This is a genomic window from Dyella sp. OK004, assembly GCF_900114495.1.
Lineage (GTDB): Bacteria > Pseudomonadota > Gammaproteobacteria > Xanthomonadales > Rhodanobacteraceae > Dyella_D.
The window spans coordinates 592,346-605,789 of the sequence record NZ_FOZI01000003.1 but is presented as its reverse complement, the minus strand read 5'-3'; the positions used below and the strand labels follow the sequence as shown (position 1 = coordinate 605,789).

At 63.2% G+C, this 13,444-nt stretch carries 1 protein-coding gene (only partly in view); it reads right to left on the bottom strand.

Annotation, left to right across the window (positions count from 1 at the left end; all coding sequences use genetic code 11):
* Positions 1-13,444, bottom strand: the beginning of a protein-coding gene (locus BM338_RS15075) for a pesticin C-terminus-like muramidase (RefSeq protein WP_090452046.1). It extends 24,800 nt beyond the left edge of the window; the window shows 13,444 of its 38,244 coding nt (coding positions 1-13,444); it begins with the start codon at positions 13,442-13,444; its stop codon lies off the left edge, out of view.

Here is a 13,444-nt window from a genome sequence, read left to right as displayed (position 1 = left end):
CGCCGGCCACAAGACCGTCGGTGTAGAACTGGCTGCCTACTTCGATCAGGTTGCCCTTGCCATCGTCGAGGTAGACGCGGTCGCGCCATGCCGCCGTGACATTGGCCGTGCCGATGTTGTGCGACATGTAGCTGACGCTGACTGCATCGCCCGGCCGTATCGTGGCGGGGCCGCTGACGTCGCTCACCGTGAGGTTGGCCGACGGTGCCAGCGTGATGTGCAACACCGTTGCCGTCACGCCAGTGTTGTTGCCGGTGTGGCCGTTCTCGGTGACGGTGTTGTTGAGGTTGGTATAGACCAGCAGGTAGTAGTCACCCACCAGATCGCGCGGCAAGGTAAGCGTGGCGTTGGCCGTATAGCTGTCGCCATTGGCCAAGATGCCCGCATGCGTCACCGAACCAGCCAGCACGATGTCGTCGGCCGAAGGCACGCCGGTGCGCGACAACACGACGCGGTCATTCCACAGGGCAAGATTGGTCGGCGCATTGCCGGTGTTGTTGACCGTCCAGCTGACGTTGACGTTCTCGCCGCTGAGCGCGTTGGTCGGCGCGCTGACCGACACCACGCCAAGGTCGGCATAGGCAGCCGCCACGTTGATCGGCTGCCCGGCACTGGCGTTGTTGCCGCGGGTATCCGGTTCCAGCACTTCGCTGTCGGCGTCGCTGCGCACGGCAATGTAGTAGTGCCCGTCTGGCAGGTTGGGCAGATTGACCGTGGCGCTTTGCGCGTAGCTCTGGCCGACCGCCAGTGCGCCCGTGTGGCGCACGGTGCCGATGATGATGTCGTCGCCGTTGCCGATGATGGCGTCGGTGCTGAGCACGATGACGTCGTTCCACGCATCGCTGGTAGCGGCCTGACCATGGTTGGCGACGGTCCAGTTCACCGTGACCGGCTGGCCGCCGATGCCGGCAGGCGGCACGCTCACGCTGTCCACGCGCAGGTCGGCATACGGCACGGCCGCGGAGATCACCGCAGTGGCGGCGGTGTTGTTGCTCTCCGCGTCGTGCGTCAGGTTGGTTTCGTACAGCACGCCGATACCGGCGGCGTTCTGGTCGGTGGTGACCAGGATGTTGATATTGCCGGTGCCTTTGAGTCCATCTGGCAGGCGGAAGGTATAGCTGCGCAGGCGATGGCCGCCCGGGCCGATGGCGCCGTTGGCTTGTCCGTTGGTGATCGCGGCCGGGTCGTAGACGATGCTCGTATCGAGCAGGATCAAGCCGGAGTCGGCGCGCTTGAGGGTGATGCGGTCGTTGAACGCGGTGCCGGTAGCGCTGGCACCCTGGTTCCAGTCCTCCCAGGTGATGGTGACCAGGCCGCCGGCTTGCACGCCGGTGCTGGTGACCTGCAGGTTTTTCACCAGCATGTCCGGGCCCACCGCCTGGTCGATCTCGGCGATGTTGTTGCTCTCGCCGGTGCCCTGCGCGTTGGATTCGGGAATTTCGCCGAGGCTGTCGGCAATGACGCGGATGGCGAAGTTGCCTGAAGCGTCTACACCATCGGGCCAGGTGAAGCTGGTCGCGCGCTGGCGGCTTGCGCCGGCAGCCAGCGCACCCTGGTCGAGCGCATCGCGCAGTACCACGGTGGCGACCACCTTGCCGGTGGAAAGATTGCGCACCTCGAGCGTTTCGCTCCAGGCGTGGGCGACATCGACATTGCCCTGGTTGCTCGTGGTCCAGCTGACGTTGACCGTCTGGCCGGGCTGGAAAGCACTGGCCGGTTGCAGCGCCAGGTTCTGCACGGTCAGGTCGGCATACGGCGACAGCTGCACCGTGACATGCGTGGTGAATGCGTTGTTGCCCTCGGCCGTGCCGCTGGCGTTGCTTTCCTTGATGACGTTGTCGGCATCGGTGATGACCGTGATGCTGACATCGCCGGCTGCATAAGCACCGTCGGGCAGGCGGATTTGCTGATGACGTGTGCGTGCGTCGCCATTGGCGATGGCACCGTTGGCGGCGTCGCTGGCGTCATACGGCACCGTGACGTCGGCCAGGATCACGCCGGTAGCGGTGTTGCGCACCACGATGCGGTCGTTCCAGCTGCCGTTGGTGGGCAGGATGCCCTGGTTGGCGACGACCCATTGCACGTCGATGGTCTGTCCGGTTTGCAAGGTACCGGATGGAGTGATGGCAACGCTGGTGACGGTGAGATCAGGCGCCGGGTTGACCACCAGCGTGTCGAGGATCACTGGTGGCTTCTCGGGCACCGTGACCAGGCTGAAGCTCATGTTCGCCGGCGTGTTGAAGTTGTTGTTGGGCATGCCCAGCACGAGCGTGTACTGGCCCGATTCGGCCAGCGCGCCCAGATCGATGCCGGTGCCGTTGAACTGGTAGACGTAGCGGCTTTGCGTGCTGTCCCACACCGAGCCGATCGAGCCGGCCGACTGCGCGTTGAACACCGCGCGGCCCAGCGGATCGAGCAGCGTCCACTGCGGTGGATAGCTGTAGTTGGACGAGGTGAGGCCCGGCAACGCGTCCAGGAAATAATGCACGCCAGCCTGGGCGTTGAAGCGGAACAGCTGCATGCCACCCGGCTTATCGATGGCGGTATTCACCGGCGTATCGGCCGTGACCAGCGTCGCCTGCGACGGATCGATCACGCGGAAACTGAAAGGCGCGGCCGAGGTGCTGTTGTTGTAGACCGTCAGCTCGTAGTCGCCCGCCGCCAGCAGACCGGTGAAGTCGTACAGGTAGTAGTTGTCGTAGTAGCCACCGCCGTTGAGATTGGTGTCGAACACCCGCGTGCCGCCGGGGCCATCCAGCCGCCAGCTAGCCCCGCTGCCAGCGCCGAGACTGTCGAACGTATACACGCCACTCGCGCCCACGTGCAGGCTGTAGTGCAGCGGTGCGCCCGCCACCGGCATGCTGCCGCTGATCACGGTATTGAGTGGCAACGTCACCGGCTGGGTGTTGATGGCAAAGCTGTAGGCGATGGTGCCGCTGAGGTAGTAGCCCGGCTGGTCGATCACCAGCGTGTAGCTGCCGGCGGCCAGCGCCAGTGCGCCGGTGGTTGTATTGAGAGTTCCGGTAGCCACGACGTTGCCGTATGCGGAGACCAGATGCCAGCGCAGATAGTTGGTGTAGTAGTTGTTGCCGAGATTGGTGAATGAGAACGTGCCGGCCTGGGCAACGTTGATGTGATACGCCTTCATGCCGACCGACGTATCGAAATTGTCGCTGGCTACCGTATCAGCACCAAGCACCGGCGCCGCTGCCAGGTCGCTTAGCAGGAAATTAAAGTTGCGCGCGTAGGTCGACCCGTTCACATCGGTCAGGCGCAGCGTGTAGGTGCCGGCACCGGGCAGGATCAGCGCGTAATTGGCCTGGCTCGGGTTGAACGAATAGAGCAAGGTCCCCTGACTGTCGTACAGATCGACCCTTACCTGCGGATCGCCGGTGGCGGCACTGGCAAACCACAGACTGCTGGCCTGGGTGACTTGCAGCTGGAACGCTGCCGAGCCGTTCTGGATGTTCGCCGTGGTGATCTGCCCGATGGTGAGCGACGGCAGGCTGTGCGAAAGATTCAAAGTAAAGGTGAATGACTGCGCCGCGCCGATGGTGTCGGCCGAGGTGTCGCGCACGAGATAGTAACGACCGGTACGCGGAAGATTATTGAGCGAACCACCGGCGGCGATTTGTTGCAGCTGCCGGCCGAAAGCGTCGTAAAGCATCCACGTTGAGGCGCTGTCGGTAGTCACCAGCGATACGGTGTCGCCCTGGCTCGCATCGAACGCGTAAAGACTGGCGGCGCCCGGCGTGGCGCTGTCCGTGGTAAGCGTGCCACTGGTCAATACAGCGGCCTTGCTCAAGTCGAGCAGGCGCACGCTCATGTTGGCGTAGCCGTAGGGCGCGTAGCCAAGCACCAGCTGGTAGTCGCCCGGCTCGAGCTGGAAGATATTGCTGCCCGACGCACCGGCATTAGCGCTGGTGCTGTAAACCACCTGGCCATACTGGAGGATCTGGTAGTTCACATAGCCACCCGACGCGATGAAGCCGGCGTCGAACATCAGGCGTGTGGTCTGGTCCAGGTGGAAGGCGTAGGGAGTGCTCGGCTGCGGCGAGAGCCAGCTGCCGATATCGAACCGGGTCGTCGGCGTGTTGAGGGTGAACTGGAACGACACCGGTGTGGTGTCGGTGGCTGCCGCGGCATCCCACACCAGCAGATAGCGGCCGGTCGACAGATAGAAGTCGCTGGCATTGGTCAGAGAGCCGCTGCTGATCCGGTTGCCGTTGTTGTCGAGCAGGGTCCAGTTGCCGCTCAGCGTGCTGCTGGCCGGCGGTGTGAGGTGAATCTGTTGGTTAGTGCCGTCGATGGCATAGATCAACTGCTGGCCCGGAGCGAGGCTGGCCGATACCGCTTGGTCCATCGTCACCACTGGCACCTGCGCCACGTCGCTGAGCAGTAGCGACAAATGGCTGGCATTGCTGCCTTGCGCACGCACGCTCAACTCGTACGTGCCCGCTTGAAGCTGGATGGCGGAAGGATTGAAATTGCCGGCGCTGAAGTTGCCACCACCGAACCAGGTATCGAGTTGGGTCAGCTGCCAGTTGAAACCGTCGCCGCTGTTGTCCAGTGCGTTGATGAGAACACGCGTGTCCTGGGTCAGCGTAAAGGTGTAGACATGCGTGCTCGCCGGGCCGGAGGTGTCGAGCAGCAGCGGCTGTTCCAGCACCACGCTGCCCGCAGGCTGGGGCGCGGTAGTGCTCAGGGTGTAGTTGAAAGTGGTTGGATCGGAAGCGTTCGACGACCACACCAGGTAATACGTACCGTCAGCGGCAAAGGCGGGCAGCGTGTCCTGTGCATCGGATACGTCGCTGTACACATTGTTGCCATTGGCGTCGTACAGATCCCAGTAGCCGTTGGTCGGCACGCCGTCCTGCGGCTGGAAATACAGGCGCTGACCCGCCTGCACATTCAACTGGAACGCTTTGACTTCACCGGGATTGAGGCTGACCGAAAGTGCAGTGTCCGCGGTGATGGATGGCGCGCTGGCCAGGGTGCTGAACAACAGACTGAAAGGCACATCCGGCGAGGTGGCGCTCCCGCCGCCCTGGTTATAGCCAGTCACCGTGACGCGATAGGTGCCAGGTGCGAGGAGCATCACCTGGTAACCGTTACCCAGATTCACACCCTGCACACCCGGGCCGCTGAGCGTTGCCTGCATGCCACCCTGGACAGGCATCTGGATGTACACCAACTGCGGCTGATCGATCGTGAGCGAATACACGCGCGCGCCGCCGGTGGCAGGCATCGCTGCCTGCAATTCCTGATTCAGGCTGAGCGAGACGGCCGCAGCAACGTGGAGTATGGAATCGGTCGGACCATTGCCGCCCGATGCGACGATGTACCAGATCTCGTCGGTGTTGGCGTGCTGAACGAAGATGTTGTCCGAGCTATAGATCGAGCCGTTGTTCAACGTAGTGATGTCAGGGCGATAGATCGTATAACTGACGTAGGACTGGCCGGTGATGAAGTAGTCCTTGCCAGCCTGCACGTGGAGGGCATAGATACCCTGCGTGCTGGGTACGTCGACTGCATCCTGCGCGGCATTCGCCTGTGCCTGGGTGATCACGCTGAAATCGACGTTGGCCGTGCCATCGACCGATGCCGTCAGTTCCAGCGTGTAGTCGCCAGCACCGAGCACCGTGCTGTTGAACTGATCATTACCCGGATAGAGCCCGCCGTTGAGCCACTGCCCGGCGGCATTGCGCAGCACCCAGTTCACGCCGTAACCGTCGCTATGCCCGTGCAACCCCAGCAGGGACGTGTTGTCGAGATGGAAGGTATAGATGTGTTGGTCAGTGCCGCTGAAGGGCACGGCGTAGTCCTGCCCCAATACCAGCGCCTCGGGCGTGACCACGGGCTGGTTGCCCTGACTGACCAACGATGTGGTGAAAGTCGCAGTGAGCGCCGCGCTTGCGTTGATGACCACCAGGACGTAGTGCCCACCCTGGGTAAAGGTGACCGACTGCGTAGCACCTGCCTGGTTGAAATAGCTGGACGCGATCTGGTTGTTGTCCGGATCGAGGATGTACCAGTACGCCTGCGACGAAGCACCGCCGGCGATGGCGGTCAACGCGCTCAGATTGAGTACGTCACCGGCGCTGGCATTGATGCTGGCGGTCTGCACATCCCGGTTGCTGGCCAGATTCAGCGACACCGTATGGCCGGCCGAGAGGTCCGCACCCTGGTCCAGGTTGACTAGGGTGAATGCGGCGTCGACCGCGGATGTCGCACTGCTGCCACCACTACTGCCGACAGCGGCCATCACGGCGAAGGCACCGCCGCCGCCGTGGTTAAAGTTTGCCTGTTTGAACAAATGCAGGGTGAAGCTGCCCGAAGGAAGCTGCAGGACGTAGTTGTTGCCGTTGCCCAGGCCACCCTGCGCCCAGGTATAACCTTGCGCGTCGGTGATGGTGTACGAAATGCCGTCGCCGCCATTGGCCGGCGATACCAGCATGTAGCGCCCAGCGGTGGTCACGTTGAAGGTGAGGTCGGCCAGATAGCCGCTGTCCGCCTGCAGCGAAACACTCTGTTGCTGACCAAGGGCAAGCGCGCTCGTCGGCACCGTGGCCGCGGTGGCCGCGACGCTGTAGCTGACGGTGTCGCTGCCCGGCATGGGGCGATAGAGCACCAGGGTGTAGTTGTCAGCCGGCCAGATCTGCGTGGGACTGTTGCCGTTGATCTGCGAGGCGACCACATCACCGCGGCTGTCGTAGACCATCCAGTTCAGCGCATCGGTACCGGTCGACAGCGCCAGCGGCGCGTGTCCGTCGCTGCTGAAATGGAAACTGCTTGTGGACTGCGTGGAGGCAAGCTGGCCTTGCAGTGTGGTGCCAACCGTCAGGGCCTGCGCGGTGCTGTCGTCCACCAGCATGAACTGATAGTTGGCGCCGGCCTGCCAGCCGTTGACGCGAATATCGTAAGTACCAGCCTGCAACGAATACCGGTCGCCGGTACGCCCCGGATAGTAGAGCTGCCCATCGCGATAGAACGCGAAGTTCACGTTGTTCTGCGTGGTCAGCTGGCTCAGCAGCAGGGACGTATCGGCGGTTACCTCCAACCGATAGCTTTGCGGCTTGTTTGGGTTGTCGCCGAGTGTTCCCTGTACGACATCGCCGAGTTGGACTACCGGCGGCGTGTACAGCGCGGTGGTGACGTCATACGCGACCGGGGCGGCGCTGGAACTTACCGCCTTCAGCACGAGGGTGTAGGTGCCCGGCGGCAACGTATCGACATTGGCATCACTGGTATCGATGCCCTGGGCGACCACGGAGCCGTCTTGATTGAGCAGGCTCCAGCTGACATCGCTGCTGCTCGGCACACCAAACGAGAAGTGATATGCCGACGCCGTCGGAACCGACAGGCGCAGCATCGCGGCGGAACTGCCATCGGCGAGCGCACCCTTGGTGTCGGGCGCGCTCAGGTCGGGAGCGAGTGCGGCATTGAGTAGCTGGAAGGCGAATTGCCCGCCATTGGCTGGACCGCGAACCCACAATTGATAGCTGCCAGCATCGTACGCACGAGTGGCGGGGTAACCGTTCTCGGGATCGTTTTGTCCCTGTTGGCCCGTTGTGACGTTGTACCAGTTGGGCATCTGGCCGACAGGCACAATGCTCCACTGCAAGCCCGGCACTGTGCTGAGGTTGTGCAACTGGAGCACGGTCCGTGCCGTGAGGTCGAAGCGATAGCCGGCGATCGTCGCCGCTGACGACAAGGTGCCGCTGAAGTGGTCGTCGAACGGCACCACGGGCAAGGGCAGGGCCTGCACATTCAGGCCGAACGCCGCGGCGGCGCCAAGCTGGCTGTGATCCACCATCAAGGTGTAGGTGCCGGCGATGAGCACTGGTGTATCGGTGCCATTGCTGGCATCGACAACGCGACGGCCCTGCGCATCGAACAAGGTCCAGCCGAAATCCGTTGCGCCCTGGGCGTCGAGCAGAACATGCAAGGCGCTCGGCGATGACAACTCGTAGCGATACAGGGCAGCGCCCTGACCAACAGCCATCATGCCTTGCACCGGCGCGCCCAGCACCGGTGCGCCGGCAGTGTCGAGGGTTTGCAGCGCATAGCTGGCGTTGTCGGCGGTCGCCGCAATGCTCAGTACATAGTCGCCGGCCTGCGGCAGGTTGTCGTAGTAGCTGCTGTTCTGATCCTGCCACGGCGCGTTGTCGCCGCTGTCGGCACGCACGATGCGCCAGTGAATGCCTTGCGAGCCCAGATCATGCAGCAGTTCGTTGAAACTCATCGTCTGGGTGAAATTCATGGCGAGGCGATAGCTGGCCACGTCGCCGGCGAGCGTGAACGAACCACTGAGCGTGGCGCCCCAGTTGAGCAAGGCCGGCGGTGGCGCGGCGACTTCGCTCGGCGTCAGCGTGAAGCTGGCCGGCGTACTGCCGTCGATCACGATGTAGCGGCCGACGCCGGCACGCACGCTGGCTGCCACAACACTCGATGCCATCGCGCCACTGGTGGACAACACCAGCTGACCCGCGGCATCGAACACGCGCACGATGGCGCCGGCCGCGGCGGCCGTATCCACCTGCAGGCTCAGCGATGATTGATCGAGGGTCGCTGCAATGTGATAGATCAGCGCAAGGTTGTCAGTGACGGACACCGTCGTGGCCTGACCCATGGACAGCTCGGTGGCGGTGGCGACATCGACGATACGCACGCCATATGCGCCCAGCGAACTGCTGTCGCTGGCCTGGATTTCCAGGGTATAGGCACCCGGCCCCAGACGGATGGGCGCAGCGACACCGAGCTGACCTGACTGCATGGCGGCACCGCTGGCATCGCGCACCAGCCAGTGCGCATTTCCGGCCAGGCCATCCACCACAAACATGGTAGGTGCCGCGACCGAGATAGCGTAGATATCCGGTACGCCGACGATGGCGAGATTGCCCTGTGCATCGACGCCCGCGCTCAGCGGCGCGGTGACCGGCGTGACGATACTGGCGTCATAGGTCAGATCAACGGCTGAGGTATTGGTGTTGTCGCCATCGAATAGCAGCGTGTAGCGGCCGTCGTTCGGCAGCTTCAGGGCGAAATCAGCACCGCCCGCCAACGCGGAGGAGGGCAGGATCACATTGCCGTTGGCATCGAGCACACGCACGCGCACCACGCCGCCCTGCGGCGCCTGCACGTGCAGCTTCAAATAATCACCGGTATGTGCCTGGATGGCATAGGCCATCGACGCACTGCCGGTGGCCATGTGCAGTGTCTGTCCATTGCCAGAGGTCAGCGCGCTGATGGCGCCAAGATCCAGCAGGTTGAAGGCATAGGCACCCGTGGCCGCACCCTCGGGCACCACCGTCAGCCGGTAGTGGCCGGCTGCGAGCAGCGCGATGAACGGATTGCCGGCGCTGCCCTCGGCCTGGGTGAGCGACTGCCGATTGATGATCTGGCCGGTCGGCCCGACCAGCTGCCAATCAATGTCGGAGCGATTGCCGAGCGCGTCGAACAGTACCTGCGTGGGCGTGGTCAGGTCGAAGTTGTACTCGTAGCGTCGCGCGATTGCGTCGATCGTCCCGGTCACCGGTGTGCCGGGCGTCATGCTGAGCGCCGTGGTGATCACCTGGCGCAGCGTGAAATTGCAGGTGCTATCGGGCTGGCCCGAGTACGGGTTGTTCCAAGTCAGCACATAGGTGCCGGCCAGCAAATGGAACGGATCGGCCGCGACGTTGTTACTGCCGCCGCTGGCGACCACCGTGCCCTGCAAATTCTGCAGGCGCCACTGGCTGTACTGCTGGTTCGGCGGTACCTCCATGGTGTAGTCGCCGTCCGCGCTAGCGGTAAAGGTGTATGGCGTGGATTGACCGTTCTGATAAACCGCGGCGGTGGATGCCTGATCGGCGGCCAGCGTCGTCATCGAACCGGTATTGATCAAGCCGAAATGGAAATTGCCAGTAGAGAGATCGGTGTAGGCGACCGTGAGCACATAGGTACCCACCGGCAACGACAGCAGGTTGCTATAGCTGTTGCCGAAACTGCGCTGCGATGCCTCCTGTCCGCGCGGGCCGGTCAGGCTCCACTGCAGGTTGGATTGCGCGAGCGGCGTGTTCATCAGCAGGGTGCCGGGCGCATCCAGGGTGAAGCTGTAGGAGATGGTCTGGCCTGGCTGCGTGATGGTTCCGGCGATATCGCTGCCCAGGGTAAGCGGCGCAGACAGCGTGCTGCGCTTGCCCAGGGTGAAGGTCAGCGACTGGGTGAGCGGCGGGCTGTAGGAATTCTGGTAGGGCGAAAAGACCAGCAGGTATTCGCCGGAGTAAGTCGCAAGGATGTCGCTGGTGTCGTAATAGTTATAGGCCGAGCCTTGGGCGACGACCGTGCCTTGCGGACCGAACAACTGCCAGTTGGCGTTGTAGTTGACGCCACTGCGGTCGGCGGCGAAGTACAGATGGTCGCCGGCATTCGCGTTGAAACGGTAGATGGTGGTCTTGTCGCTGGTGAGGCTGGTCTGCGTGGTCGTGCCTACGCTCAGATCCTGCGCCACATCGCGGTTGAGCAAGCGGAAGCCATAGCTGGTGGGCGTGTCCTGCATGTTGCGCAGGAACACCGTGTACCGGCCAGGCGGAAAGAGCACGCCCGATGCCGTGTCATAGGACATCTGCTGCCAGTTAGTGAACGTGCCCGCGGCCGAACGCACCAGCCACTGCACATTGCTGGGCACGCCACTGGTGCCGGCGAGGCTGTCGAACATCAGCACCTGCGGGTGATCGACCGTGAAGGTGTACTGGGCCAGGCTCTGGCGCCCGGTGAGCGTGCCGGTGGCTACGTCGTTGACGTTCAGCGGCGTAGTGATGACGTCCTGCTTGCTCAGGGTGAAGGTGTCGCTCGACGACGCGGAGCTGTCGTAATACTGCCCCGTGTCCAGCAGGGTGTAGGTGCCATCGGCCGGAATGGCGAACTGATAACCCGGATTGTCGCCCGATTGCGTATTGATGACCTGGCCTTGCGGACCGATCAGGCGCCAGGTGGGCTGGTAGTAGCTGGTAATACGGTCCACGTTGAGCACCAACGTCGAACCGGCGGTGGCCTGCACGCGATAACCCACTGTCGCATTCGCTGGCGTGCGGTTCGCCACAGTCGACTGACCCAGTTGCAGCGGGGGCAGGGTGGACAAGTCGGTGACGCGGAACGCGTAGGCGCCATTGCCCACGCCATAGCCCTGCGGCGCACCTTGCACGGTCAGTGCGTAGTCGCCCGCGGGCAGGGTGAATACGTTGTCGTTGCTATTGGACAGGTACGCCTGGTTGAACTCCGTGCCACGCGGACCGCGCAGTGTCCAAATGGCGTTGTTGCCGCTGGTCTGGCTGTCGAACAGAAGCTGGGTGTCTCCGGTGAGCGTGAAGCGATAGGTCTTGGTGGCGTCCCAGGTCGCCAGCGTGCCGGCAGTGGTGCTGCCGAGGCCTAGCGGATCGCCCGCGGGCAGCGGTGTGGGAGCGGTGTTGCTGACGTGATCGACACGCTCCTGGAAATTCACCGCGGCGGTGTTGGACACATCACCTTCCACCAGCAAGGTGTAGTTGCCGCCCACGGCCAGCGAAAGGTTGCCGCTGTCGTTGGCCAGCGAGGCAGCCCCGGCCACCACGCGGCCAAAACTATCGTAGAGACGCCAGGTGGCCGAACCACCGGTGACACCCATGGCGTGCAGGTTGACGCTGTCGCCGGCCACCGCGCTGAACTGGAAGGCCATGCTCGAATTGCCCGGTGTCAGCGTGCCGCTGAAAGCCGTGTCCTGCGTTGCCGCGACCGCCTGCGACAGATCGAGCAAGTTGAACCCATACGCCCCCGTGGCCGTGCCGTTGCCTTGCACGGTGAGCGTGTAGTCGCCCGCCGGAAGCACCATCAGACTGTTGTTGTAGTAACCCTCCGAATAGGCCATCGAGCGGCCATTGACTTCCTGCCCGCGCGGACCGCTCAACGACCACAGCACATCATTGCGCGAGGTCAGCGAGTCGAATGCCAACTGTGTTGCCGCAGCCAGGTGGAAGCTGTAGATGGTCGATTGGCCGGCCAGCCCGATGTTGCCGCTGACTGCCGTACCGACAGTCAGCGAGGCCGCGATATCAGGAACGAGATTGAGCTGGAATCCGTAGCTGACGGTAGCCGTGGCGCTATTGTTGTCCGCGCCGTCGAGCACCAGCCAGTAATCGCCGCTGGTGGGTACCGCATACGTGTTGCCAGCCTGTCCTAGCGTGCCATTGCTCACCTGTGCGCCATAGGGATCGAGCAGGCGCCAGTTGACCGCACCACCCGATGGCGAAGTGCTGCTCAGGCACACCTTCTGGCCTTGCGATAGCGAGACCTTGTACAGCGCCGATCCGCCGGCAACGTCGAGGCTGCCGGTGACGGCACTGTTGGTGGAGAGCGCTTGCGTGGATGCCCCGGTAATCAAGCGGAACGGCACACTGCCGAGCGCGCCGTTGTCCATGTTGATCGCCAGCGTGTAATGGCCGGCAAGCAGATTCATGCGGTTGGGGTTTTCGCCGTAGATCGGGTTGTGACGGGAAATCACCTGTCCGTAGGGGCCGGTCAGCGACCATTCGAAGTCGGCGCTCGACAGACGATCGAAGATTGCAGGCGTGGTGGTGGACAGGTCGAAGTCGTAGTACGCCGTTTGCCCTTGCTGCGCGATGGTGGCCGTGGTGGCCTGGTCGAGCGCGAGCGTAGCGTGAGTATCGGTGACCGGGTTGAGGTTGAACGAATAGTTCAGCGGCGATGCGTTGTTGGTATCACCTTCAACGAGCAGGAGATATTCGCCACTGCTCTTGAGTGCGAAGGTGTTTTGGTCGTAAGCCAGGTTGTTGACGTTGCCTTCCTGCCGCCCATACGGATCGATCAGGCGCCAGTAGGCGTTGCCGCCGGTGGTGGGGCTGACGCCGCCGCTCTTGAAGTAGAACTGCTGGCCGGCGGTGGCGTTGAAGCGATACACGCTGGTCTCGTTGCCCTGCACGAGCGTGTCGGACACCGTGGTGCCGGGCGTGAGGTTGGCCGCGGCGCTGGCATCGACGATGCGCATCGCATAGGCGCCAACGGCGTCGTTGAGGCCGTCGACGGTTAGCGTATAGGTGCCGGCGGTGAGGTCGAACGCCGGCATACTGCCGCCGCCATCGGCGGAGAACTGTTTGCCGTTGACCACCGACCCGTTCGGACCCGAGAGCGACCAGTTGATATCGCCGCGGTTGGTCAGGCTGTCGAACACGACACGCTTGGTGTCCTGTACGGTGAACTGGTAGTGGTTCTGCTGTCCGGGTGCATCGAGCGTGCCGCTGATGGACAGCGCTGCTGGATTGACGTCGCCCGAAAGCAGGACGCGCGGCTCAAGCGCTTCGAAGCGAATGGCGGGTGTCGCCGGGGCCGAGGGCGCCGCTGTGTCAGCGCGCTCCGTCGAGAGGTTGTCCAGAGAGACCTTGCCGTTGCTGTTGCTGTGCGACTGTTCCAT